Origin of the sequence: Paracoccus aminovorans, assembly GCF_001546115.1 — a bacterium.
In the GTDB taxonomy this organism is placed as follows: Bacteria; Pseudomonadota; Alphaproteobacteria; order Rhodobacterales; family Rhodobacteraceae; genus Paracoccus; species Paracoccus aminovorans_B.
Genome location: NZ_KQ955209.1, coordinates 978,890 through 1,004,213 on the forward strand (window position 1 = coordinate 978,890; position 25,324 = coordinate 1,004,213).

Here is a 25,324-nt window from a genome sequence, read left to right on the forward strand (position 1 = left end):
GGTGCGCATGCTGTCCAGCCGGAGCGTCAGATGGCCTTTTCGCATCTTCTGCAATCTGCCCGCCGGGGCCTGTGGCTGGCTGCGCTATGCCTGCTCTTGCCCCTTGTCTGCGGCGCGGCCCAGGCGCTGACCCTGGCCGAGGCGCTGGACAAGACCCCGCCCACGCAGCTTTTCGCCGAGGCGGACGCTTACGGCACGCCGCAGGGCGATCCGGCCATCGTGCCGGTGCTGAAGGGCGACCAGACGCTGGGCTATGCCTATCTCAACAGCGATTTCACCGCCTCGACCGGCTATTCCGGCAAGCCGATCCGGATCGTGGTCGGCATCGACGCCAAGGGCGTGATTCGCGGCATCAACCTGGTCGAGCATCACGAGCCGATCGTGCTGATCGGCATCCCCGAGGCCAAGGTTCTGGCCGCGCTGAACGGGCTGATCGGCAGCGACCTGGGCCGCGTCGCGCGCGGCGAGGTGAAGCCGCCGCAGGCCGAAATCGTCTCGGGCGCCACGGTCACGGTGCTGGTGATGGGCGACAGCATCGTGCGCTCGGCGGTCAAGCTGATCCGCTCGGGCCGGCTCGACGGCCGCGCCGCCGGTCCGGCGCCCCAGGCGGTGCGGCGCGAACTGGACCCGGCCGTGACCCAGACCGCGGATTGGCAGACGCTTCTGGGCGACGGCTCGGTGCGCGGGCTGGTGCTGAGCGTGGGCGAGGTCAGCAAGGCCTTCGCCGATGCCGGCCAGCCCGCCGCCGCCGGCCACCCCGAGGCCGCGGACCCCGAGGCGGATTTCATCAATCTTTACATGGCGCCGGTCTCGGTCCCCGCCATCGGCCGCAGCCTGCTGGGCGACGTCGCCTATGACCGGCTGGCGGCCAAGCTGAAGCCCGGCCAGGCGGCGCTGCTGGTGGCGGGCGACGGAGCCTATTCCTTCAAGGGCTCGGGCTATGTGCGCGGCGGCATCTTCGACCGCATCGAGCTGATGCAGGACGGCCAGGGCCTGCGCTTCAAGGACCACGACCACACCCGCATCCCGGTGCTGGCCGCCCAGGGCGCGCCGCGGCTGAAGGAGATCGCGCTGTTCGTGGTGCCGCAGGACTTCACCTTCGACGTGACCCAGCCCTTCGACCTGCAATTGCTGGTCCAGCGCCAGACCCAGGGCCGGGACAAGGCCACGCTGCCCTTCGACCTGGCCTATCAGATCCCGGAACGCTACCTGCTGCCGGCCCCCGAACCCGAGCCGGCGCCCGCCGCCCAGCCCGAGCCGCAGGCCCGTGCCCAGGTCGGCCAGCCCGCGCCCGAGGACGACGGCCCGGCGCTGTGGAAAAGCATGTGGCAGATGAACCATGTCCAGATCGCCATCCTTGGCGTGGCGCTGGCGGTGCTGACGGCGATCTTCTTCTTCCAGGACGTGCTGACGAAATACCCGCGCACCTTCCTGTGGGTGCGGCGCGCCTATCTGACCTTCACCCTGGTCTGGCTGGGCTGGATGGTCCACACCCAGCTATCGGTCGTGAACGTGCTGACCTTCTTCAACGCGCTGCTCTCGGGCTTTTCCTGGGAATATTTCCTGTCGGCGCCCTTGGTCTTCATCCTGTGGTGTTCGGTCGCGGCGGGGCTGCTGTTCTGGGGCCGCGGGCCGTTCTGCGGCTGGCTCTGCCCCTTCGGCGCGCTGCAGGAGCTGTCGAACACCGTCGCGCGCTGGCTGCGCTTTCCGCAGATCACCCTGCCCTGGGGGCTGCACGAACGGCTGTGGCCGATCAAGTACATGATCTTCCTGGGGTTGTTCGGCCTGTCGCTCTATTCACTGTCGGATGCCGAGATCTATGCCGAGGTCGAACCGTTCAAGACCGCGATCATCCTGAAATTCATGCGCGAATGGGGCTTCGTTCTGTTCGCCCTGGCCTGCCTGCTGCCCGGGCTGTTCATCGAGCGCTTCTATTGCCGCTACATGTGCCCCCTGGGCGCGGCGCTGGCGATCCCGGGGCGCATGCGCATGTTCGAATGGCTGAAGCGCTGGCCGGAATGCGGCAGCCCCTGCCAGCGCTGCGCCAACGATTGCCCGGTCCAGGCCATCCACCCCGAGGGCCAGATCAATGTCAACGAATGCATCTACTGCATGAATTGCCAGGTGCTCTATCACGACGACACCCGCTGCCCGCACATGATCACCGTCAAGGCCCGCCGCGAAAAGATCGCCCGCAGCGCCGCGCCGAAACCGGCACCCGCGGCAGCGCCCAAGACGGCCCGCGCACAACCCCCGGCCTTCCGCGCGCAGCAGGCCGCAACGCAACCCCCCGATCTCAAAGGAGCTTGAGATGACCGAAGACAGTGATATGCGGCTGAACCGCCGCCAGTTGCTTGGCACCACGGTGGCCGCCGCCGCCGGCGGTTTTGCGCCGCGCGCCGTGATCGGTGCGGGCACCGGCCTTGCCGCGGCTGCCGCCGCCGGCCCGGCCTTGGCGCAGGGCTCGCCCGGCAACCAGGAATATGTCGTGCATCCGGGCGAGCTGGACGAATACTATGTCTTTGTTTCGGGCGGCCAGTCCGGCGAGATCCGAATCGTCGGCCTGCCCTCGATGCGCGAATTGATGCGCATTCCGGTCTTCAACCGCGACGGCGCCACCGGCTGGGGCCAGACCAACGAATCGCGCAAGGTGCTGACCGAGGGGCTGACCCCCGAGACGGCCGAGTTCCTGAAGGACAAGGGCGGCGTCTACCTGAACGGCGACCTGCACCATCCGCATCCGTCGCAAACGGATGGCACCTATGACGGCCGCTATCTTTTTGCCAATGACAAGGCCAACACCCGCGTCTGCCGCGTCCGTCTGGACGTGATGAAATGCGACAAGATCATCGAACTGCCGAACCAGCACACCGTGCACGGGCTGCGGGTGCAGAAATACCCGCGCACTGGCTATGTCTTCGCCAATGGCGAGGACGGCGTGCCGCTGCCCAACGACGGCACCGTGCTGGACGATCCCAAGCAGTATTTCTCGATCTTCTCGGCCATCGACGGCGACACGATGCAGGTGGCCTGGCAGATCAAGGTGGACGGCAACCTCGACAACGTCGATGCCGACTACCAGGGCAAATACGCCTTTGCCACCTGCTACAACTCGGAAGGCGGCGTGACGCTGGAAGAGACCATGGAGAAGGACCAGGACTGGCTGACCGTCTTCAACATCCAGGCCATCGAGGCCGCCGTGAAGGCCGAAGAGGGCGAGGTCCTGAACGGCGTGCGCGTGCTGGACGGCACCGGCGAAAAGAACAAGCTGGTGCGCTATATCCCGGTGCCGAACGGCCCGCATGGCATCAACACCGCGCCGGATGGCATCCATATCGTCGCCGCCGGCAAGCTTTCGCCCACGGTCACCGTGTTCGATGTGCGCAAGTTCGACGATCTCTTCGCCGACAAGATCCAGGGCCGCGACTGCGTGGTGGCCGAGCCGGAGCTGGGCCTTGGCCCGCTGCACACCGCCTATGACGGCAAGGGCAACGCCTATACCACGCTGTTCATCGACAGCCAGATCTGCAAGTGGAACATCGAGGACGCCATCAAGGCCTATCAGGGCGAAAAGGTCGACCCGATCCGGCAGAAGCTGGACGTGCACTACCAGCCCGGCCACAACCACACCTCGATGGGCCAGACCAAGGAAGCGGACGGCAAATGGCTGATCTCGCTCAACAAGTTCTCGAAGGACCGCTTCCTGAACGTCGGGCCGCTGAAGCCGGAATGCGACCAGCTGATCGACATCTCGGGCGACGAGATGAAGATCGTGCACGACAACCCGACCTTTGCCGAGCCGCATGACGCGACCATCGTGCATGCCTCGAAGATCAACCCGGTCTCGGTCTGGGACCGCAACGATCCGTTCTTTGCCGATGCCGTCGAGCAGGCGAAAAAGGACGGCATCGACCTGACGGCCGACAGCGAGGTGATCCGCGACGGCAACAAGGTCCGGGTCTACATGACCTCCTCGGCGCCGGCCTTCGGGCTGGACAGCTTCACCGTCAAGCAGGGCGACGAGGTGACGGTCTATGTCACCAATATCGACGATGTCGAGGACCTGACCCACGGCTTTTCGATCATCAACTACGGCATCAACATGGAGGTGGCGCCGCAGGCGACCGCGTCCGTCACCTTCACGGCCCAGCGGCCGGGCGTCTACTGGTATTACTGCTCGTGGTTCTGCCATGCCATGCACATGGAGATGAAGGGCCGCATGCTGGTGGAAAAAGCCTGATGCGCCTGTCCCTTGCCCTGCTGCTGATCTGCCTGGCCTCGCCGCTTGCGGCGCGGGTCTGGCAGCCGGCCGACGATGCCGCGCTGGCATCGGCGCTGGACCAGGCGCGGGCAGGGGACGAGATCGTGCTGGGGGCCGGGCGCTGGCGCGGCCCCCTGCTGATCGAGACACCGCTGACCCTGCGCGGCGAAGCCGGCGCCGTGGTCGACGGCCGGGGCCAGGGGCATGTGATCGCGGTCGACGCCCCGGACGTGCGCATCACCGGGCTTGCCGTCACCGGCTCGGGCAGCGATCTCGACAAGATGGATTCCGGCATCTTCCTGACCAAGCGCGCCACCGGCGCGCGGGTGGACGGCAATGTGCTGACCGACAACCTGCATGGCATCCGCATCCAGGGCGCGCGCGACAGCCTGGTGGCCGACAACCGCATCGAGGGCCGGCGCGGCCGGCAATCCGAGCTGGGCAACGGCGTCAGCGTCTGGAACGCCCCCGGCGCCGTGGTCGAGGGCAACAAGATCACTCTTGGCCGCGACGGCATCTTCGTCTCGGTCTCCAAGAAGAACGTGTTCCGGGGCAATGACATCCACGGCACACGCTTCGCCATCCATTACATGAACACTGCCGACAGCACGATCGAGGGGAACCGCTCGCGCGACAATACAATGGGTTACGCGATCATGTTCTCAAATCGGTTGAAGATCATCGGCAACCGCTCGGACAACGACCGCGACTACGGCCTGCTCCTGAATTCTGCCAATCATTCGGTGATCGAAGGCAATGTCGTCACCGGCCATCCCGCCGCCGAGGAACGCTGGCGCGACAGCGGCCAAAGCGCCGAGGCCGGCGTTCCCGCCGCCGATCCCGCCGCGGGGGGCAGCCGCATCGCGCCGGAAAAATGCGTCTTCATCTATGACACCAACAAGAACAGCTTCATCGGCAACCGCTTCGAGGGCTGCGCCATCGGCGTGCATTTCACCGCCGGCGCCGAGGGCAACCGCATGAGCCGCAACGATTTCATCGGCAACCGCATCCAGGTGAAATATGTCGGCACCCGCTATCTGGAATGGTCGCTGGACGGCATCGGCAACTATTGGTCCGACAATGCCGCCTTCGACCTGGACGGCGACGGGCTGGCCGACAGTCCCTATCGCCCGAACGACATGGTGGACAAGGTGATGTGGACCGCGCCGCAGGCCCGGTTGCTGCTGACCAGCCCCGCCGTGCAGATCCTGCGCTTCGCGCAAAGCCGCTTCCCCGCGCTGCTGCCGGGCGGCGTCACCGACAGCCATGCGCTGATGCGCCCGAATTCCGAAAGGCCGCTGTAGATGACCGTGATCCTTGACCGCGTCAGCAAGCTCTATAGCGGCCGCGCCGTGGTCAGCGACCTGTCCTATGCGCTGGAGCCGGGGCAGGTGGTGGCGCTGGTCGGCCATAACGGCGCCGGCAAGACCACGCAGATCAAGATGATGCTGGGCCTGACCCGCCCCGATGGCGGCGAGCTGACCGTGCTGGGCGCCGATCCCGGCGACAAGGCGGCGCGGCGTGCGCTTGGCTATCTGCCGGAAAGCGTGCAGTTCCACCTGGCCTTTTCCGGGCGCGAGACGCTGGGCTTCTATGCCCGGCTGAAGGGCCTGCCGGCGCGCGGTCACGACGCGCTTTTCGCCCGCGTCGGGCTGTCGGAGGCCGCCGACCGGCCGGTGCGCACCTATTCCAAGGGCATGCGGCAACGTCTGGGCCTGGCGCAGGCGCTCTTGGGCGATCCGCGCCTGCTGCTTCTGGACGAGCCGACCTCGGGTCTCGACCCGGCGCTCCGGCGCGAGCTTTACGGCATCGTCGCCGAACGGGCGCAGGCGGGGGCGACGGTGCTTCTGTCCTCGCACGCGCTGACCGAGCTGGAAGGCCATGCCGAGCGGGTCATCGTGCTGAACCGCGGCCGCAAGATCGCCGACGGAACGCTCGAGGAGTTGCGGGCGCTGGCCGGGCTGCCCTCGCGCCTGTCCTGCGTCTTGGACGGCGCGCCGCGGCGCATCGAACTGGGCCAGGACGAGAAGCCTGCCGTGCTGCGCGCGCTCCTGGACCAGGGCGCGACCCGGATCACGCTGGAGGATCCCAGCCTCGACGATATCTATGCCCATTTCCTGCAACGCGAGGCCGCCTGATGTCCGCGATCCTGACCATTGCCCGCCGCGAACTGGCCGAAGGGGTGCGCAACCGCTGGGTGGTCTCGATGACCGCCGTCATGGCGGCGCTGGCCGGGGCCATCGCCGCCCTGGGCTCGGCGCCGACCGGCTCGACCGCGACCGGGGCGCTGGACGTGGTGGTGGTGGGGCTGGCGAGCCTGACCATCTTCCTGGTGCCGCTGATCGCGCTGCTGCTCTCGCATGACAGCATCACCCGCGAGGCCGAGCGCGGCACCCTGCTGCTGCTGCTGAGCCACCCCTTGGCGCGCTGGCAGGTCGTCGCCGGCAAGTTCCTGGGCCAGCTCGCCATCTTGGCACTGGCGACGGTGATCGGCTTCGGCTGCGCCGCCGTCTTCGTGATCTGGCGCCACGGCGCCGAGGGCTGGCAGGCCTTCGCCTTCATGACCGCCGTCTCGGTGCTGCTGGGCGCGGTGTTCCTGGGGCTGGGGGTGCTGGCCTCGAGCATGGTGCAGGAAAGCTCGACCGCCGCCGGCATCGCCATCGGGCTATGGCTGTTCTTCGTCGCGCTTTACGACATGGCGCTGCTGGCGGCGCTGGTGGCGCGCGGCGGCCATGCCGTGCCGGGCGGGCTGATGGACGCGGCGCTGCTGGCCAACCCGACCGACGCCTATCGCCTGCTGACGCTGGGCGAGGGCAGCGCCGCCCTGCTGTCGGGCATGGGCGGGGTCTATGACAATTCCCACCTGACGCCGGCGCTTCTGGCCGGGGCGCTGCTGGCCTGGTGCCTGGCGCCGCTGGCGCTGGCCATGACCGTATTCGCGCGGAGGAACCTCTAGATGAAACCCTTGCTGATCGCCGCCCTGCTGGTGCTGCCGCTGATGGGCTGCAAGCAGGATGCCGCCGCCACCCTGCCGCCCGAGACCATGACCGCCGAGGCCGTCGGCCGCTATTGCGGCATGAACCTGATCGAGCACGAAGGGCCCAAGGGCCAGGTGGTGCTGTCGAAGGACATGGGCGCCTATTGGTTCTCCTCGGCCCGCGACACGGTGGCCTTCACCATGATGCCGGATGAGGTCAAGGATTACGGCGGGCTCTATGTCTCGGACATGGCCAAGGCGGAAAGCTGGGCCGATCCCGGCGCCGACAACTGGATCGACGCCAGGAAAGCCTTCTATGTCGTCGGCGCCAAGGTCGAGGCGGCAATGGGCGGGGCCGAGATCGTGCCCTTCGGCACCCGCGGCGGTGCCGAGGATTTCGCCCGGGAAAAAGGCGGCACGGTGCAAAGCTTCGACGAACTGACCCCGGACGAGGTGCTGGGCGGCGGGGCCGACACCGATCAGGCGGAGGCTGACCATGCGCATTGACCGCCGCCGCTTTCTGACCATCTCGGCCGCCGTCGCCGGGGCGGCGCTGCTCTCGCCGCGCGGGCTCTTGGCGGCGCCGCAGGCGACGGTCTGGCGCGGCCAGGCCATGGGTGCGCCGACCACGCTGATCCTGAACCATCCTGACCCGGCCCGCGCCCAGGTCCTGCTGCGCGAGACCGCGGCCGAGCTGCGCCGGCTCGAGGCGATCTTCACCCTCTATCGCGCCGAATCCGAGCTGTCGCGGCTGAACCGCGACGGCTACCTGCTGGCCCCGAGCCCCGAGATGCTGGCGGCGCTGCGGCTGGCCTCGGATGTCCACGCCGCGACCGGCGGCCGCTTCGACCCGACTGTGCAGCCGCTGTGGCGCGCCTATGCCGCGGGCGATGCGCAGGCCATTGCGGCGGCGCGGCCCAGCCTGGGTTTCCAGCGCATCCGCATCAGCCGCGAACGCATCCTGATGGCGCCGGGCCAGGCGCTGACGCTGAACGGCATCGCCCAGGGGGTCATCACCGACCGCATCACCGATCTGCTGCGCGCCGGCGGGGCCGAGCACACGCTGGTCGACATGGGCGAATTCCGCGCCATCGGCGGGCGCAGCGCGCATGAGCCCTGGGCCGTCACGCTGGCCGGCGGCGGGCAGGCGCTGCTCACCGACCGCGCGCTGGCCACCACCGAGGCGCGCGGCTTCTGCTTCGACGCCGAGGGCAAGCTGCCGCAGCTGATCGATCCCGCCACCGGCACGGCGCGCACGGATTGGGCGCGCGTCTCGGTCATCGCCGACAGCGCCGGGCTGGCGGATGGGCTTTCGACCGGACTCAGCCTCGCGCCCGCGCCGGCGATCCGGGCAGCGCTCGACCGCCTGCCGGGGGTCGAGGTGCGGGTTCTGGATGCCGAGGGGCGGGAACTGCGCTTTACCTGACACGATACAGCCACAGGGGAGGAGAACCCATGGAGCCCGAGATCGTCACGCTGGATGTTCGCCCGATCCTGGCCCAGGGCGACGAGCCCCTGGGCGTGATCCTGGCGGCGGTCGATGGCCTGTCGCAGGGTCAGGTCCTGCGCCTGATCGCGCCGTTTCGCCCGGTGCCGCTGTTCCGGGTCATGGCCCGGCGCGGCTATGAGCACAGCGAGACCCGGCTGGCCGACAAGGGCTGGCAGATCGACTTCGCCCCCGCCGCGCGTGGGCTGGGCGCAGGCAGCGCGCTCGACGCCTTCGGCTGGCCCGAGCCGATGGCGCATCTGGACCTGACCGACCGCAGCCCGGACGAGGCGGCGCAGCGTCTGCTCGCGACCTTCCAGCGCATCCCGCCGGGCGACGTGCTGTTCGCGCTGCTGGCCGAGGAGCCGGCGGCGCTGCTGGCCGAGCTGGGCGCGGCCGGGCACCAGTGGGCCGGAAACCCCGCCACCGATGGCAGCGGGTTCCGGCTTCTGCTGCGCCGAAAGGGCTGAGGCGGATCAGGCGCGCAGGTCCTTGCGCGCCCGGATCAGCATCGGGGCATATTCCAGCACGTAAAGGCCGAAGCCCAGCATCCAGGCCCCGCCGGCCAGGTGGACCAGCATGTCGTAATCGCCGAATTCCGCCAGCGGCCGCAGCACCGCCGCGGCCCAGATCGCCACATAGCTGATGCCGGTCAGCGTCGAGGCCGTCAGCGCGCGCCCGGTATGGCCGCGGGTGGCGCGGCCCATGACGGCCAGCATCTCGCCGCCGATGGCGCCGACGGCAAAGACATGCAGCGCCCCCGCCGTGCTGAGCAGGCCCAGTCCCGCCAGGCCGATGGCCGCGAAGCCCAGGGCCAGCATGGCATAGCCGCCGTGCAGCGCCAGCACCAAGGGCTCGGCCCAGGTGCGCCAGCCGCGCCAGCGCAGCATCCGCGCCAAGTTCAGCGCCGCCGCGACCGGGCCCAGCACGGCCACGGCCGGGCTTTCCGGCGCCAGCACCCAGGCGGCCAGTGTCACGCCCGAGGCGCAGGCGACCAGCGTGTCGAAACGGTTGTAGGGAATCGGCAGCGGGCCGGGGCCGCGCCGCGCCAGCCAGTTGCGGGTGAAGCTGGGGGTGATGCGGCCGCCGATGATGACGATCAGCATGATATAGGCCGAGATCGCCAGCCGCGCCGCCATCCCGGTGTCGCCGCCGCCTAGCGCGGCGAGGTGAAAGCCCAGGTTCGCCAGCGCCAGCACCGTGACGGCGCCCGCGACCTTGAGGTCGCGCCACTTGCGCCCGGCGATGATCTCGATCGCGAAGACCGCGGCCATGACCGGCAGGAACAGCGCATCCGCCAGCACCCCCAGCCAGACCGCGCCCGCGGGCGGAAAGGTCAGCGCCAGCCGGCCGATCAGCCACAGCGCCGCCAGCGCCATCAGCGGCCGGCCCGACAGCGGCATGCGCCCGGTCCAGTTCGGCACCGCTGTCATCAGGAAGCCCGAGAGCACCGCCGAGGCGAAGCCGAACAGCATCTCGTGCATGTGCCAGTTCGCCGCACCGTAATCGCCGCCCGGCTGGGCGTGGCCGCTGACGGCCGCGACCCACAGCGCCATGGCGAGCACGGCCCAGACCGCGCCGCCCAGGAAGAACGGCCGGAAGCCATAGGAAAACAGCACCGGCCCGGTGCGCGACAATCCGCGTGGAATGCCGCCCCGAGCCGGTGCAACCTTGGTCTTCGTCATCCGCGTGCCCTTTCCTGCTCGACGCATTCGCCCGTCGCCCGCAAGGGCCGGCGACGGGCATCGCGGTATCTGCTCAGCGCGTGACCTGCGCCAGTCCGGCATCCATGCGCGCGCGCGCCTTCTTGGGCAGCTTGCCCGTGGCGACCGCGTCATAGTTCGAGGCGTCGGCGCCGGCCTGGATCAGCGCCACCATGCCCATGGGCAGGTGCGGCTTGCATTTGACGCCATAGAGGCCGGGCTTGTCCAGCGTCAGCACGAATTCCTCGTTCAGCTTCGATTCGAACTCGGCCACGCCCTCGGGCAGCATGCCGGGCAGCGAGACGACGTCGTGGCCCTTGTCCTTGGGCACGAAGGTCACGGTGTCGCCGACCTCGGCCTTCACGAAGGCGGGTTCGAACACCATGGCGCCGTCGGCGCCCTTGTTCATCATCTGCACCTGATGGTCGGCGGCCAGCGCCGGACCGGCCAACACGCCAAGCGCGAGGGCGATGCTCAGAATGCGTTTCATGTCCTGTCTCCTTGCAAACACGGTCGCTGCCTAGCAAGCCGGACAGGCCCCGACTTTGCGCTGGGTCAAATTGCGCCGGTCAGTCGCGGGTTTCGGCGATGGCGGCCAGCCCGGCGGTATCGGCGATGATGACCTTGCGCCGGGCGCGCAGCAGGATGCCCTCGGCCTCCCACGCCGCCATGATGCGCGAGGCGGTGTGCAGCGTGTTGCCGCTCATGTCGGCGATGTCCTGGCGGGTGATGGGAAAGGGGATCTCGACCGGGTCCGGCCCGGGCCCGGCATGGCGGGCCAGGCGCAGGAGCAGATGCGCGATGCGCCGGCCGGCGTCCTCGGTCGTCATCTCGCGCAGGCGGGTATGGGCCTCGTCGAGCTTGCGCCCGACCGCCTGGATGGCCGAGACGGCCAGCGCCGGCGCCGCGGCGATCAGCGGCTCCCAGCGCGCGCGGGGCCAGGCCAGCAGGCGGCAGGGCAGGATGGCCTCGGCGCTGCCCGGGAAGATCGTGCGGCCGATGGCGGGACCGAAGCCGCAAAGCTCGCCCGGGTGGACGATGCGGACGATGAACTGCTGGCCGTCCTCGGTCAGCTGCGTGACCTTCAGCCGGCCCTCGATCAGCAGGAAGAAGCGCGCCGCCGGATCGCCCTGCAGGAACAGGTTCTCGCCCTGGTCCAGCGTCACGCGGGTCATGCCCTGGGCCACGATGGCCAGCTGATCAGGCGTCAGGGTGGAAAAGATCGGCAGTTCGGCAAGATCGGGCGGCATGCGGGTCTCGGCAGGGCAGGGCGTTGCCCAAGGGCTAGCACAACCGGCGCCGCATCACAGCCCGAATGGGCCGGATCAGGTGTCCTCGCCCCATTTGTCGATCAGCTTGTCGATCAACGGGTCGTAGGCGGCGACGGCGGCCAGCCGATTCCAGTCGGTGATGATGACGCGGGCGCCGTCCAGCGCGATGCCATCGGACTTGAGCCCGCCGAGCGCGCGCGACAGGCTTTCGGGCGTCATGCCCAGATACGAGGCCAGGTCGCGCTTTTCCACCGGCAGCAGGAAGCTGTTGACCCGGCCCTGCCGATGCGCCTGCGCCAGCAGCCAAGCCGCCAGCCTTTCGCGCGCCGTGCGCAGCTTGAGGTTCTTGGATTGCCGGACCATGCTGCGATAGCTGCCCGCAAGCTCGAACATCACCGCCGCGGCAAGGTCGCCGTCGCGGCGGATCGCCGCGCGCAGGTCCACCGCCGGAATCATCACGATGGTCGAACGCTCCAGCGTGCGCGCCGACATCAGATAGGGCATGTCGCGGATGCAGGCGGCCAGGATGAAGCTGGACACCGGCCGCAGCAGCGTCATCACCGCGTCGCGCCCGTTCCATTGCGCATGCAGCGCCACGCCGCCCTCGATCAGGATATGCAGGAAATCGGCGCGGTCGCCCTGGCCGAACAGGTCCAGCTTCGGCGGAAACACCTGGGAATAGCTGGCCGCCATCAGCCCTTGGAAGGTTTCGCTGGAAACCTCGCGGAACAGCGGCAATTCGCGGATGCCGGCCTTGTCCTCTTCGCGCATGAATCGATCTTTGTCATTTGGATGCTTGATTTTTGATAACTGAACGCCATGGAAAGCACAAGCACAAGCGCGCCTTCATGCAAGTCATCAATCGACTTTGGCCGTGCTGGCGACGATCCAAACGCAATCCGCGTGCGATTCCGGGGGTGGTGGATCATTGATTGATCTACATCAAACATGGTTTTTCCCCTGCGTGCTTCGCATCCTTCGACCCTTCGCGTGACAGGCGAAGCGGATGACAGGAGAAAGTCATGCCGGAACACCATTCCCCGTCCCGCGCCGACCAGCAGCGCGCGCTTTGGCTCAGCACATTGGCCTTTACCCTGTGCTTCGCCGTGTGGACGATCTTCTCGATCATCGGGATCACCATCAAGGCCGAGCTGGACCTTTCCGAATTCCAATACGGGCTGCTGATCGCCACGCCGGTGCTGACCGGCTCGCTGACCCGGCTGATCCTGGGCGTCTGGACCGAGCGTTTCGGCGGCCGCCTGGTGTTCGCGCTGCAAATGATCCTGACCGGCGTCGCGACCTATCTGCTGACGCTGGCCGACAGCTATGCCACCTTCCTCTTGGCCGCGCTTGGCGTCGGCCTGGCGGGCGGGTCCTTCATCATCGGCGTGGCCTATGTGTCGAAATGGTTCCCGGCCGAGAAGCAGGGCCTGGCGCTCGGCACCTTCGGCATGGGCAATGTCGGCGCGGCCGTGACCAAGTTCCTGGCGCCCTTCGTGCTGGTCGCCATGGGCTGGCAGGGCGTGGCCGAGATCTGGGCCGCCGCCATCGCGCTGATGGGCGTGGCCTTCTGGCTGCTGGCCAAGGACGACCCGGATTTCGCCGAGCGCAAGGCACGCGGCGTCAAGGCGCCGACGCTGGCCGAGCAATTCGCGCCGCTGAAGAACCTGCAGGTCTGGCGCTTCTCGCTGTATTACTTCTTCGTCTTCGGCGGCTTCGTCGCGCTGGCGCTGTGGCTGCCGCATTACCTGACCGACGTCTATGGCGTCGAGGTGCGCACGGCCGGCATGGCGGCGGCGGCCTTCAGCCTGTCGGCGAGCGTGTTCCGCGCCTATGGCGGCGCGCTGTCGGACCGCTTCGGCGCGCGGACGGTGATGTACTGGACCTTCGGCTTTGCCGCCGTCTTCCTGTTCATGCTGTCCTATCCGCCGACCGATTACGTCATCCACGGCAAGAACGGCATGATCTCGTTCTCGACCCGGATGGACCTGTGGCCCTTCGTCGCCACGCTGTTTGCGCTGGGCTTCTTCATGAGCCTGGGCAAGGCCGCGGTCTTCAAGCACATCCCGGTCTATTACCCGAACCACGTCGGCGCCGTCGGCGGTCTGGTGGGCATGATCGGCGGCCTGGGCGGCTTCATCCTGCCCATCGTCTTCGGCGCGCTCCTGGACCTGACCGGCGTCTATACCTCGTGCTTCGTCCTGCTGCTGGTCGTGGTCGTTGTGTCGATGGCCTGGATGCATTTCTCGATCCGCGCCATGGAGCGGCAGGCCCAGGGCAAGGCGCTGGACCAGCTGCCGGCCTTTGCCGAACTGGCCGAGATCCACGTCCCCGGCAAGACCGAGATGCCCAAGACGATCCAGGACTGGCGCCCCGAGGACGCGCAATTCTGGGCCGACAAGGGCCGCCGCATCGCGCGCCGCAACCTGTGGCTGTCGATCCCGGCGCTGACGCTGGCCTTCGCGGTCTGGATGGTCTGGTCGGTCGTGATCGCGCGGCTGCCCGCCATCGGCTTCAGCTTCAGCCAGGACCAGCTGTTCTGGCTGGCGGCGCTGCCGGCGCTGTCGGGGGCGACGCTGCGCATCTTCTACAGCTTCATGGTGCCGATCTTCGGCGGGCGGCTGTGGACGACGATTTCCACCGCCTCGCTGCTGATCCCGGCCATGGGCATCGGCTATGCCGTGCAGAACCCGGAAACGCCCTATCTGATCTTCGTCGTGCTGGCGCTGCTGTGCGGGCTGGGAGGCGGCAACTTCTCGTCCTCGATGGCCAATATCGGCTTCTTCTTCCCGCGCTCGGAAAAGGGCAATGCCATGGCGCTGAACGCGGGCCTGGGCAACCTGGGCGTGTCGATCATGCAGTTCCTGGTGCCCGTCGTCATCACCATGGGCGTCTTCGGCGCGCTCGGCGGCCAGCCGCAGCAGCTGTCGGACGGCGGCCAGGTCTGGATGCAGAACGCGGGCTTCGTCTGGGTGCCCTTCATCCTGGCCTCGACCATCGCGGCCTGGCTGGGGATGAACGACATCGCCGATGCGAAATCGAGCTTCCGCGAACAGGCGGTGATCTTCAGCCGCCGGCACAACTGGATCATGTGCCTGCTCTACGTCGGCACCTTCGGCAGCTTCATCGGCTATTCCGCCGCCTTCCCGATGCTGACGAAACTGGCCTTCCCGGGCGTCAACGCGCTGCAATACGCCTTCCTCGGGCCGCTGATCGGCGCGCTCAGCCGGGCGGGCAGCGGCTGGATGGCCGACCGGGTCGGCGGCGGGCGCGTCACCTTCGGCGTGTTCCTGGGCATGATCGCCTCGGTCGTGGTTATCATCCAGGGGCTGAACGGCGGCAGCTTTGCGCTGTTCTTCGCGGGCTTCATGGCGCTGTTCTTCTTCTCGGGCGTGGGCAACTCGTCCACCTTCCAGATGATCCCCGTGATCATGCGCAAGGAGATCGCGCGGCTCTACCCGAACGCCACCGCCGAAGAGCGCCGTCGCCAGGCCGAGCGTGAATCCGCGGCCATCGTCGCCTTCACCGCGGCCATCGGCGGCTACGGCGGCTTCTTCATCCCGAAGGCCTTCGGCAGCTCCATCCAGCTGACCGGCGGCGCCGGCGCGGCGCTCTGGGGCTTCCTGGTCTTCTACGTGCTCTGCATCGCCGTCACCTGGAGCGTCTACACCCGGCGTGGCGGATTGCTGCACGACATCGAACACGGGCGCGCGGCCATCGCCGCCCCCGCCGAATAACCTGAAAAGAAACGGAGAGAGCCATGAGCCATCTTCTGGATCGCCTGAACTTCCTGGCGCCGCTGCGCAAGGACACGTTCGCGGACGGGCACGGTCAGACCACCATCGAAAGCCGCGACTGGGAGGACACCTATCGCGCCCGCTGGCGCCACGACAAGATCGTGCGCTCGACCCATGGGGTGAACTGCACGGGCTCCTGCTCATGGAAGATCTACGTCAAGTCGGGGATCGTGACCTGGGAAACCCAGCAGACCGACTATCCCCGGACCCGGCCCGGCCTGCCCAACCACGAACCGCGCGGCTGCGCGCGCGGCGCGAGCTACAGCTGGTATCTGTATTCCGCGAACCGGGTGAAGACGCCGCTGATCCGCGGCAGGCTGATGCGGCTCTGGCGCGAAAAGCGCCGGACCATGTCGCCGATCGAGGCCTGGACAGCCATCCAGACCGACCCGGCCGCGCGCGAAAGCTATACCCGCATCCGCGGCAAGGGCGGTTTCGTGCGCGCCACCTGGGACGAGGCGCTGGAGATCGCCGCCGCCGCGAACCTCTATACCGCCAAGACCTACGGCCCCGACCGGGTCTTCGGCTTCTCGCCGATCCCGGCCATGTCGATGATCTCCTATGCCGCCGGCACGCGCTACCTGTCGCTTCTGGGCGGCACCTGCATGTCCTTCTATGACTGGTATTGCGACCTGCCGCCGGCCAGCCCGCAGACCTGGGGCGAGCAGACCGACGTGCCGGAATCGGCCGATTGGTATAATGCCGGCTACCTGATCCTCTGGGGCTCGAACGTGCCGCAGACCCGGACGCCCGACGCGCATTTCTATACCGAGGCGCGCTATCGCGGCACCAAGTCGGCGGTGATCTGCCCCGACTATTCCGAGGCGGCCAAGTTCGGCGACATCTGGCTGAACGCCAAGCAGGGCACCGACGCCGCCATCGGCATGGCCTTCGGCCATGTCATCCTGCGCGAATTCCACCTGGATCGGCAGGCCGAATATTTCGAGGATTACTGCCGGCGCTATTCCGACATGCCGATGCTGGTGCGCCTGGACGAACAGGACGGCCGGCTGGTGCCGGGCCGGCAGCTGCGCGCCTCGGACCTGGACGGTGGGCTGGGACAGCAGAACAACCCGGAATGGAAGACCGTCGCCATCGACGAGAACACCGGCGACCTGGTGGTCCCGAACGGCTCTATCGGCTTCCGCTGGGGCGAGCAGGGCCGCTGGAACCTGGAGCAGAAGGCCGGCGACGCCGAGGTCCGGCTGAAGATGAGCCTGATCCTGGAAGAGGATCGCGACGACGTGGCCGCGGTCGACTTCCCCTGGTTCGGCGGCGCGGCGACCAACGGATTCGCCGTCGACGACCGCGGCGAGGTGCTGACCCGCAACGTGCCGGTCAAGCGCATGGTGCTGGCCGACGGCAGCGAGGCGCTGGTCGCCACGGTGTTCGACTTGTTTTGCGCCAACTACAGCCTCGACCGCGGCCTGGGCGGCGAGAACGTCGCGACCAGCTATGACGAGGACGTGGTCTTCACCCCGGCCTGGGCGGAACGCATCACCGGCGTGCGCCGCGACAAGATCATCCAGGTGGCGCGGGAATTCGCCAGCAATGCCGAAAAGACCAATGGCAAGTCCATGGTCATCATCGGCGCGGCGATGAACCACTGGTTCCACATGGACATGAACTATCGCGCCGTCATCAACATGCTGGTGATGTGCGGCTGCGTCGGCCAGTCCGGTGGCGGCTGGGCGCATTACGTGGGCCAGGAAAAGCTGCGCCCGCAGACCGGCTGGACGGCGCTGGCCTTTGCGCTGGACTGGGCGCGCCCGCCGCGCCACATGAACGCGACCAGCGCCTTCTATGCCCATACCGACCAGTGGCGCTATGAGACGGTGACGGCGCGCGAACTGCTGTCGCCCACCGCGCCGAAGGGCGACTGGGACCGGCTCAGCCTGATCGACTACAACATTCGCGCCGAGCGCATGGGCTGGCTGCCCTCCGCCCCGCAACTGCGCCAGAACCCGCTGGAGGTGGGCCGCGCCGCCAAGGCCGAAGGCATCGAGGTCAAGGATTATGTCGCCCGCGGCCTGAAATCCGGTGCGCTGGAGATGTCCTGCGAGGACCCCGATGCGCCGCAGAACTGGCCGCGCAACCTGTTCGTCTGGCGCTCGAACCTGCTGGGGTCTTCGGGCAAGGGGCATGAGTATTTCCTCAAGCACCTTCTGGGCACCGACCACGGCGTGCAGGGCAAGGACCTGGGCGAGGAGGGCGGCGTGAAGCCGGTCGAGGCCGTCTGGCACGACGATGCGCCGCAGGGCAAGCTGGACCTGCTGATGACCATCGACTTCCGCATGTCCACCACCGCCGTCTATGCCGACATCGTCCTGCCGACCGCGAGCTGGTACGAAAAGGACGACATGAACACCTCGGACATGCATCCGTTCATCCACCCGCTGCAGGCGGCGGTGGACCCGGCGTATGAATCGAAATCCGACTGGGAGATATTCAAGGCGATCGCGAAGAAATTCTCGGACCTGGCGCCGGGCGTGCTGGGGGTGGAAACCGACGTGGTGCAATTGCCCTTGCAGCATGACAGCGCGGGCGAGTTGGCCCAGCCCTTCGTCGCCGACTGGAAACAGGGGCAATGCGAGCTGATCCCCGGCCAGACCGCGCCGGCCTATATCGAGGTCACGCGCGATTACCCGAACCTCTACAAGCGGTTCACCGCGCTTGGGCCGCTGATGGAAAAGATCGGCAATGGTGGCAAGGGCATCGCCTGGGACACCAAGACCGAGGTGCATCACCTGAAGGCGTTGAACGGCACCGTGACGGAAGAGGGCGCGACCCAGGGCATGGCCCGTATCGACACCGCCATCGACGCCGCCGAGGTGGTGCTGATGCTGGCCCCCGAGACCAATGGCGAGGTTGCCGTCAAGGCCTGGGAGGCGCTGTCCAAGGCCACCGGCATCAGCCACAAGCACCTGGCCGAGGTCAAGGAGGACGAGAAGATCCGCTTCCGCGACATCGCGGCGCAACCGAGGAAGATCATCTCCAGTCCCACTTGGTCGGGCATCGAAAGCGAGGAGGTCTGCTACAACGCCGGCTGGACCAACGTGCATGAACTGATCCCGTGGCGCACCGTCACCGGCCGCCAGCAACTGTATCAGGACCACGAATGGATGCGCGCCTTTGGCGAGGCCTTCGTGACCTGGCGCCCGCCGGTCGACCTGAAGACCGTGGGCCATGCCGCGACCCGCTCGCTGGGTTCGGCCGAAAAGCATGTCGTGCTGAACTTCCTGACGCCGCACCAGAAATGGGGCATCCACTCGACCTATACCGACAACCTGCTGATGCTGACGCTGAACCGCGGCGGCCCGGTGGTGTGGATTTCCGAACTGGACGCGAAAAAGGCGGGCGTGGTCGATAACGACTGGGTCGAGGTCTTCAATGCCAACGGCGCCATCACCGCCCGCGCGGTGGTCAGCCAGCGCATCAAGGAAGGCAGCATGTTCATGTATCACGCCCAGGAAAAGATCGTGAACACGCCCGGCTCGAAAGTCACCGGCAAGCGCGGCGGCATCCACAACTCGGTCACCCGCATCGTGCCGAAGCCCACCCACATGATCGGCGGCTATGCGCAGCTGGCCTACGGCTTCAACTACTATGGCACCGTGGGGGCCAACCGGGACGAATTCGTCATCGTCCGCAAACTCGATCAGGTCGACTGGCTCGACCAACCCGCAACCCAAAACGTGGAGGCAGCGGAATGAAAGTTCGTGCGCAAATCGGCATGGTGCTGAACCTGGACAAGTGTATCGGTTGCCATACCTGCTCGGTCACCTGCAAGAACGTCTGGACCTCGCGCGAGGGGGTCGAATACGCTTGGTTCAACAACGTCGAGACCAAGCCCGGCATCGGCTATCCCAAGGATTGGGAGAACCAGAAGCGCTGGAACGGCGGCTGGACCCGGACCCGGGCCGGCCACCTGCAACCCAAGCAGGGCGGCAAGTGGCGCATCCTGGCCAATATCTTCGCCAACCCCGACCTGCCCGAGATCGACGATTTCTACGAGCCCTTCGATTTCGACTACGACCACCTGAAATCGGCGCCGGAAATGCAGGCGTTCCCGACCGCCCGGCCGCGTTCCAAGATCACCGGCGAGCGGATGGAAAAGATCGAATGGGGCCCGAACTGGGAAGAGATCCTGGGCGGCGAGTTCGAGAAACGCAGCAAGGACTACAATTTCGAGGGCGTGCAGAAGGACATCTACGGAGAGTATGAGAATACCTTCATGATGTATCTGCCGCGGCTCTGCGAGCATTGCCTGAACCCGGCCTGCGTCGCCTCCTGCCCCTCGGGCGCGATCTACAAGCGCGAGGACGACGGCGTCGTCCTGATCGACCAGGAGAAATGCCGGGGCTGGCGCATGTGCGTGTCCGGCTGCCCCTACAAGAAGATCTATTACAACTGGTCCTCGGGCAAATCGGAAAAATGCATCCTGTGCTATCCGCGCCTGGAAAGCGGCCAGCCCACGGTCTGTTCGGAAACCTGCGTCGGGCGCATCCGCTATCTGGGCGTGATGCTCTATGACGCCGACAAGATCGCCGAGGCCGCCGCGACCGAGTCGGAAATGGACCTCTATGACGCGCAGCTGGGCGTGTTCCTGGACCCGAACGACCCCGAGGTGATCGCCGCGGCGCGCGCCGAGGGCGTCCCCGAGGACTGGATCAAGGGCGCGCAGAACTCGCCCATCTGGAAGATGGCGATGGAGTGGAAGATCGCCTTCCCGCTGCATCCCGAATACCGGACGCTGCCGATGGTCTGGTATGTGCCGCCGCTGTCGCCGATCCAGAACGCCGCCGAGGCCGGCAAGATCGCCGCGCAGGACGACATGCCCGACGTGCGGTCGCTGCGTATCCCGCTGCGTTACCTGGCGAACATGCTGACCGCCGGCGACGAGGCCCCGGTCGCCTCGGCCTTGGAGCGGATGCTGGCGATGCGCAGCTACATGCGCTCGAAGACCGTGGACGGCGTGGTGAACCTGGGCGTCGCCAAGCGCGTCGGCCTGACCCCGCACCAGATCGACGAGATGTACAACCTTCTCGCCATCGCCAATTACGAGGACCGCTTCGTCATCCCGACCACGCATCGCGAGCTGGTCGAGGATGCCTATGACCTGAAGGGCGGCTGCAGCTTCACCGACGGCAACGGCTGCTCGTCGGGCCACAGCGGCGCCAAGCTGTTCTCGGGCAAGAAGTTCCGCAGCCCGCAGGAGTTCATCGCATGAAAACCTTCAAGGCACTCTCGCTGCTGCTGAGCTATCCGTCCGAGGAGTTGCAGCAGGCCATCCCCGAGATCGACGCGCTGCTGCATGCCGACGGGCTGCTGGGCCCCAAGCGCATGGACACGCTGGCGCCCCTGCTGCGCGACCTGGCGCGGGGTGATCTCTACGACCTCCAGGAACGCTATGTGCTGCTCTTCGACCGGTCGCGCACGCTGTCGCTGAACCTCTTCGAGCACATCCATGGCGAAAGCCGCGACCGCGGCGGCGCCATGGTCGATCTCTTGGAGATGTATCGTGCCGGCGGCTTCGACCTGGGCGGCACGGAACTGCCCGACCACCTGCCGGTGCTGCTGGAATACCTCTCGACCCGGCCGCTGGCCGAGGCGCGCGAGATCCTGCAGGGCGCCGGCCATATCCTGGTCGCGCTGGGGGAACGCCTGGTGCGGCGCGACGCCGCCTATGCCGCGGTGCTCGAGGTGCTGGTCGCCATCGCCGAGGCCGACCCGGCCGCCGAGGAGGTCCAGACCCTGCTGGCCGTCAAGGACGACGACCCCGAGGACCTGGCCGCGCTGGATGCGGTCTGGTCCGAGGCGCAGGTGACCTTCGGTCCCGATCCCAATGCCGGCTGCCCGGTCAGCCGCGATCTTCTTGCCCGCATGGATCCCGGCGCCCCCGCGGCGCGGGCCGCAAGCTGAGGAGCGACAGATGAACCATTTCCTGTTCGGAGTTTTCCCCTATATCGCCATCACGGTGATGATCCTGGGCGCCATCGTCCGCTACGAGACCGAGCCCTTCACCTGGAAATCCTCGTCGAGCCAGCTTCTGCGCCGCAAGCAGTTCGTGCTGGGCTCGGTGCTGTTCCACCTGGGCGTGCTGATGATCCTGGGCGGGCATTTCGTCGGCCTGCTGACGCCGGTCGCCTTCTGGGACGCGCTGGGGATCAGCCATGGCGCGAAGCAGGTCTTCGCCATGGCGATGGGCGGCTTTGCCGGCATCCTCGCCATGGTCGGCGGGCTGATCCTGCTGCATCGCCGGCTGACGGACCCGCGCGTCCGGGCCAATTCCACCCTGGCCGATACCGGCATCCTGGTCCTGCTGATGCTGCAACTGACGCTGGGGCTCTGCACGATCTTCGTCTCGGCCCAGCATCTGGACGGGCACGAGATGGTCAAGCTGATGCAATGGGCGCAGGGCATCGCCTATTTCGGCGCCGACCCCGCCGCGCATCTGGAGGGGGTCGCGCTGATCTTCAAGCTGCATATCCTGCTGGGGTTGACGATCTTCCTGCTGTTCCCCTTCACCCGGCTGGTGCACATGCTGTCCGCGCCGGTGCGCTATCTGTGGCGGCCGGGCTATCAGATCGTGCGCTCGAAACGCGGCGCGCGTGCGGGCGTCGGGCTGAACCCGATCGCGGCGACCGTCGCCGGGCGCGAGGCGACGGCCCACAAGGCCGTCGGCCGCGACCGGCCGGCGCCGCAGGATCCGCTGGGCCAGGCGGCGGAGTGACGGCGATGGAGATGAAACCCCTGCTGCCCCCCGTCACCGTCAACGGCGTCACCATCAGCGCCGAGCGCATCGCGGCCGAGGCGCAGAACCACCCCGCGCCCAAGGGCAAGCCGGGCCTCGCGTGGAAATCCGCCGCCCGGGCGCTGGCCCTGCGCGAGATCCTGCTGCAAGAGGCTCGCACCCGGGGCCTGACCGCCGATCCGGCCGAACTGGCCCCCGGCCAGTGGGAGACCGAGGACGAGGCGCTGATCCGGCAATTGCTGGATCAGGCCATCGCCCCCGAAGCCCCGGACGAGGCGGCGCTGCGCGCGATCTACGACGCCCATCCCGAGCGGTTCCGCGCGCCCTCGCTTTACGAGGCGGCGCATATCCTGTTCCCGGCCGCGCCCGGCGACCCGGCCGCGCGCGACGCGGCCCGCAAGGCGGCGGCCGAGGTGCTGGAGGAATTGCGCCGGGCACCGCGCCGCTTCGCGGAACTGGCGGCGCGGCACAGCGCCTGTTCGTCCAAGGACAGCGGCGGGCTTCTGGGCCAGCTGTCGTCCGGCGACACGGTGCCCGAGTTCGAGGCGGCGCTGGCCACGGTCCCCGAAGGCGAGATCGGCGCACCGGTCGAGACCCGCTACGGCATCCACCTGATCCGGCTGGATGCAAGGGCCGAGGGCGCCGTCTTGCCCTTTGACGCGGTGCTGCCGCATCTGCGCGAGGCCCGCGAAAAGGCAGCCTGGGTTGCCGCCAGCCGCGCCTTCACCGCTGCGCTGGTGGCGCGGGCTGAGGTGACGGGCGTGTCGCTGGGCGCCGACGCGGAAGGGGGCGCGGCATGAAGCTGGCCTATGTCACGCTGTCGGGCCGCGGCGCCATCGATGCGCTGCTGTCCGAAGTGGTCGAGTCGCTCGAGTCGCAGGGCCTGCGCCTGGCCGGCACCGTGCAAAGCAACGTCGACCGCGCCGACCGGGCGCTGTGCGACATGGACCTGCGGCTGCTGCCGGACGGGCCGATGGTGCGCATCAGCGTCGATCGCGGCCCCGAGGCGCGCGGCTGCCGGTTGAACCCGGATTCGCTGGAACGCTCGGTGGCCTGGACCGAGGCGGCGCTGGACCGCGCCGAATTCCTGGTGGTGAACAAGTTCGGCAAGCAGGAGGCCGAGGGCCGCGGCCTGGCCGGCACCATCGCCACGGCGCTGGAGCGCGGCTTGCCGGTGCTGGTCGGCGTGAACGGGCTGAACCTGCCGCCCTTCCTGGAATTCGCCGGCGGCCTTGCCCAAGCCCTGCCGCCCGACCCCCGGGCGGTGCTGGACTGGTGCCTGGCCGCGCGGCTGCCGGCCATGGCCGCCGCCTAGGCCGCGGCGCCGGCCGGATGCAGCAGCGGCAGGAAATCGCCGCGCCGCGCCAGCACGTCGGCCAGCGTCTGGCGGTCCAGAACCGCCAGGAACGCCTCCATCGCCTCGTCCAGCGCCAGCGTCAGCCCGCAGGCCGGGGCGATGATGCAGCTGCCGCAGCCGACCAGGTCGAAATCCGCCTCGGTGTGACGAATGACCGCACCCAGGCTGATCTGCTCGGCCGGCCGCGCCAGCCGGATGCCGCCGGCCCGGCCGCGCGTGCTGGCCAGCCAGCCGGCGTTCACCAGGTCGTTGATCACCTTCATCAGGTGATTTTGCGAGATTCCATAAGCCCTTGCGATCTCGGCGATGGAACACAGCCGGTCGGGCTGTCGGCCCAGATACAAGAGCACCCGCATGGCGTAATCGGTATAGCGTGTCAGTCGCATGGCGCCTTCCTGAAACATGCATCCTGATTGCATGATTTGACCCTGCCGCATAGATGTATCCGAAATACATGATTTGCGAGTCGCGCGCCTGCGGCCGCAGCGCCAAGGAGAATCCGATGACCCAGGCTCTGAGCCCCCGCACCATCGAACTGGTCAAGGCCACCGTGCCCGCGCTGGAAGCGCATGGCATGACCATCGTGCACGAGATGTATGCGCGCATGTTCCGCGACCCGGCGATCCGCGACCTGTTCAACCAGTCGCACCACGGCGCCAGCGACGCCCAGCCGCGCGCGCTGACCGGCGCCATCCTGGCCTATGCCGGCAGTATCGAGAACCTGGCCGCGCTGGCCCCGGCGGTCGAGCGCATCGCGCAGAAACACGTCGGCCTGCAGATCCTGCCCGAGCATTATCCGCATGTCGCCGAGGCGCTGCTGGGCGCGATCAAGCATGTGCTGGGCGATGCCGCCACCGACGAGATCCTGGCCGCCTGGGGCGAGGCCTATTGGTTCCTCGCCAATATCCTGATCGCGCGGGAAAAGCGGCTTTACGGCGAACAGAACGCCGCGCCCGGCGGCTGGAACGGCTGGCGCGATTTCCGCATCGCCGAGGTCGTGACCGAAAGCAGCGTCATCAAGTCCTTCGTGCTGCGCCCGGTCGATGGCGGCCCGGTGATGGCGCATCTGCCGGGGCAATACCTGACCTTCTGGTTCGACATCCCCGGCCATCCGCCGGCCAAGCGCAACTATTCAATCTCGTCGGCGCCGGACGGGCAGGGCTATCGCATCAGCGTCAAGCGCGAGCCGATGGGCCTGGCCTCGGGCTGGCTGCACGAGCAGCCGCTGGGCACGGTGCTGAAGGTCGCGGCGCCGGCGGGCGAGTTCTTCATCGAGGCGCTGCCGCAGCGGCCGGTGGTGCTCCTTTCGGGCGGGGTCGGGCTGACGCCGATGGTGGCGATGCTGGAATGGCTGGTCGAGAAGGGCGCCGAACAGCCGGTGCATTACATCCACGGCACCCATGACCGCGCCACCCATGCCATGCGCGCCCATATCCGCGCGCTGGCAGAGCAGGGCAGCGACATCCGCGTCACCGATTTCCACCAGACCCCGCTTGCGGATGAGGTCGCGGGGCGCGACTATGACATCGCAGGGCTGATCACCGACGAATGGCTGCTGGCCAATACGCCGGCCGCGACGGCGGATTACTATATCTGCGGCCCGCGCCCGTTCCTGCGGGCGGCGGTCTCGGCCCTGTCGCTGGCGGGCGTTCCGGCGGCGCGCATCCATTACGAGTTCTTCGGCCCGGCCGACGAGCTTCTGGCGGCCTGAGGGACCA

The 25,324-nt window shown here is 67.7% G+C and carries 21 protein-coding genes; 16 read left to right on the forward strand and 5 right to left on the reverse strand.

The window, feature by feature from the left end; genetic code table 11:
* Positions 1-30 precede the first annotated feature (30 nt).
* Genes ASV56_RS16405 through ASV56_RS16440 form a run of 8 tightly spaced genes read left to right on the forward strand, consistent with a single transcriptional unit; the run spans position 31 to position 9,194 of the window.
* Entirely contained in the window at positions 31-2,310 is a 2,280-nt protein-coding gene (locus tag ASV56_RS16405; protein WP_253880116.1) for a NosR/NirI family protein, read from the forward strand.
* Between the two features lies 1 nt (position 2,311).
* Positions 2,312-4,240 carry a TAT-dependent nitrous-oxide reductase gene (nosZ, locus tag ASV56_RS16410; protein WP_062563043.1) on the forward strand — a complete coding sequence of 643 codons (1,929 nt, stop codon included), beginning with the start codon at positions 2,312-2,314 and terminating at the stop codon, positions 4,238-4,240.
* Entirely contained in the window at positions 4,240-5,565 is a 1,326-nt protein-coding gene (locus ASV56_RS16415) for a nitrous oxide reductase family maturation protein NosD (protein ID WP_062563044.1), read from the forward strand. Before nosZ ends, ASV56_RS16415 begins: the two co-directional genes overlap by 1 nt.
* Positions 5,566-6,399: an ABC transporter ATP-binding protein gene (locus tag ASV56_RS16420; RefSeq protein WP_062563045.1), complete on the forward strand. Its 834-nt coding sequence runs from the start codon at positions 5,566-5,568 to the stop codon at positions 6,397-6,399. It abuts the gene before it with no gap.
* A complete protein-coding gene (locus ASV56_RS16425) occupies positions 6,399-7,217 on the forward strand; it encodes an ABC transporter permease (RefSeq protein ID WP_062563046.1) in 819 nt (272 codons plus the stop codon). The genes ASV56_RS16420 and ASV56_RS16425 overlap by 1 nt, the downstream gene beginning before the upstream one ends.
* The gene (locus tag ASV56_RS16430; protein ID WP_062563047.1) at positions 7,218-7,745 is read left to right on the forward strand and encodes a nitrous oxide reductase accessory protein NosL; all 528 of its coding nucleotides are present in this window, start codon (positions 7,218-7,220) and stop codon (positions 7,743-7,745) included.
* Positions 7,735-8,664, forward strand: a complete 930-nt coding sequence (locus ASV56_RS16435; protein ID WP_062563048.1) for an FAD:protein FMN transferase — start codon at positions 7,735-7,737, stop codon at positions 8,662-8,664. The genes ASV56_RS16430 and ASV56_RS16435 overlap by 11 nt, the downstream gene beginning before the upstream one ends.
* 29 nt (positions 8,665-8,693) lie before the next feature.
* Positions 8,694-9,194: a DUF2249 domain-containing protein gene (locus ASV56_RS16440; protein ID WP_062563049.1), complete on the forward strand. Its 501-nt coding sequence runs from the start codon at positions 8,694-8,696 to the stop codon at positions 9,192-9,194.
* A gap of 6 nt (positions 9,195-9,200) precedes the next feature.
* Here ASV56_RS16440 and ASV56_RS16445 read toward each other — a convergent pair whose 3' ends face one another.
* The 4 genes from ASV56_RS16445 to ASV56_RS16460 form a co-directional block, all read right to left on the reverse strand.
* A complete protein-coding gene (locus tag ASV56_RS16445; protein WP_062563050.1) occupies positions 9,201-10,409 on the reverse strand; it encodes an NnrS family protein in 1,209 nt (402 codons plus the stop codon).
* Between the two features lie 73 nt (positions 10,410-10,482).
* Positions 10,483-10,917: a pseudoazurin gene (locus tag ASV56_RS16450; protein ID WP_018000775.1), complete on the reverse strand. Its 435-nt coding sequence runs from the start codon at positions 10,915-10,917 to the stop codon at positions 10,483-10,485.
* A gap of 79 nt (positions 10,918-10,996) precedes the next feature.
* Complete coding sequence (locus ASV56_RS16455) at positions 10,997-11,677, reverse strand: Crp/Fnr family transcriptional regulator (protein ID WP_062563051.1); 681 nt, start codon at positions 11,675-11,677, stop codon at positions 10,997-10,999.
* Positions 11,678-11,752: 75 nt separating this feature from the next.
* Positions 11,753-12,469 carry a helix-turn-helix domain-containing protein gene (locus tag ASV56_RS16460; RefSeq protein WP_062563052.1) on the reverse strand — a complete coding sequence of 239 codons (717 nt, stop codon included), beginning with the start codon at positions 12,467-12,469 and terminating at the stop codon, positions 11,753-11,755.
* Positions 12,470-12,720: 251 nt separating this feature from the next.
* Here ASV56_RS16460 and ASV56_RS16465 point away from each other — a divergent pair, with 251 nt between their 5' ends.
* Genes ASV56_RS16465 through ASV56_RS16495 form a run of 7 tightly spaced genes read left to right on the forward strand, consistent with a single transcriptional unit; the run spans position 12,721 to position 23,564 of the window.
* A complete protein-coding gene (locus ASV56_RS16465) occupies positions 12,721-15,435 on the forward strand; it encodes a nitrate/nitrite transporter (protein WP_062563053.1) in 2,715 nt (904 codons plus the stop codon).
* A 23-nt stretch (positions 15,436-15,458) separates the two neighbouring features.
* Entirely contained in the window at positions 15,459-19,208 is a 3,750-nt protein-coding gene (locus ASV56_RS16470) for a nitrate reductase subunit alpha (RefSeq protein WP_062563054.1), read from the forward strand.
* Complete coding sequence (gene narH, locus ASV56_RS16475; protein ID WP_062563055.1) at positions 19,205-20,725, forward strand: nitrate reductase subunit beta; 1,521 nt, start codon at positions 19,205-19,207, stop codon at positions 20,723-20,725. The genes ASV56_RS16470 and narH overlap by 4 nt, the downstream gene beginning before the upstream one ends.
* On the forward strand, positions 20,722-21,417 hold the full coding sequence (narJ, locus tag ASV56_RS16480; RefSeq protein ID WP_062563056.1) for a nitrate reductase molybdenum cofactor assembly chaperone: 696 nt from the start codon (positions 20,722-20,724) through the stop codon (positions 21,415-21,417). Before narH ends, narJ begins: the two co-directional genes overlap by 4 nt.
* Positions 21,418-21,427: 10 nt before the next feature.
* Positions 21,428-22,228, forward strand: coding sequence for a respiratory nitrate reductase subunit gamma (gene narI / locus ASV56_RS16485; RefSeq protein WP_062563057.1), 801 nt, complete (start codon positions 21,428-21,430; stop codon positions 22,226-22,228).
* 5 nt (positions 22,229-22,233) lie between these two features.
* Positions 22,234-23,049 carry a peptidylprolyl isomerase gene (locus ASV56_RS16490; protein WP_062563058.1) on the forward strand — a complete coding sequence of 272 codons (816 nt, stop codon included), beginning with the start codon at positions 22,234-22,236 and terminating at the stop codon, positions 23,047-23,049.
* Positions 23,046-23,564 carry a DUF2478 domain-containing protein gene (locus tag ASV56_RS16495; RefSeq protein ID WP_062563059.1) on the forward strand — a complete coding sequence of 173 codons (519 nt, stop codon included), beginning with the start codon at positions 23,046-23,048 and terminating at the stop codon, positions 23,562-23,564. The genes ASV56_RS16490 and ASV56_RS16495 overlap by 4 nt, the downstream gene beginning before the upstream one ends.
* Here ASV56_RS16495 and ASV56_RS16500 read toward each other — a convergent pair.
* Positions 23,561-23,992 (reverse strand): RrF2 family transcriptional regulator, encoded by a 432-nt coding sequence (locus ASV56_RS16500; protein WP_062563357.1) that lies wholly within the window; start codon positions 23,990-23,992, stop codon positions 23,561-23,563. The two genes, ASV56_RS16495 and ASV56_RS16500, sit on opposite strands and share 4 nt — an antisense overlap.
* Before the next feature lie 116 nt (positions 23,993-24,108).
* Between ASV56_RS16500 and hmpA the strand changes: the two genes are divergently transcribed.
* Positions 24,109-25,317: an NO-inducible flavohemoprotein gene (gene hmpA / locus ASV56_RS16505; protein WP_062563358.1), complete on the forward strand. Its 1,209-nt coding sequence runs from the start codon at positions 24,109-24,111 to the stop codon at positions 25,315-25,317.
* Positions 25,318-25,324: the final 7 nt, after the last annotated feature.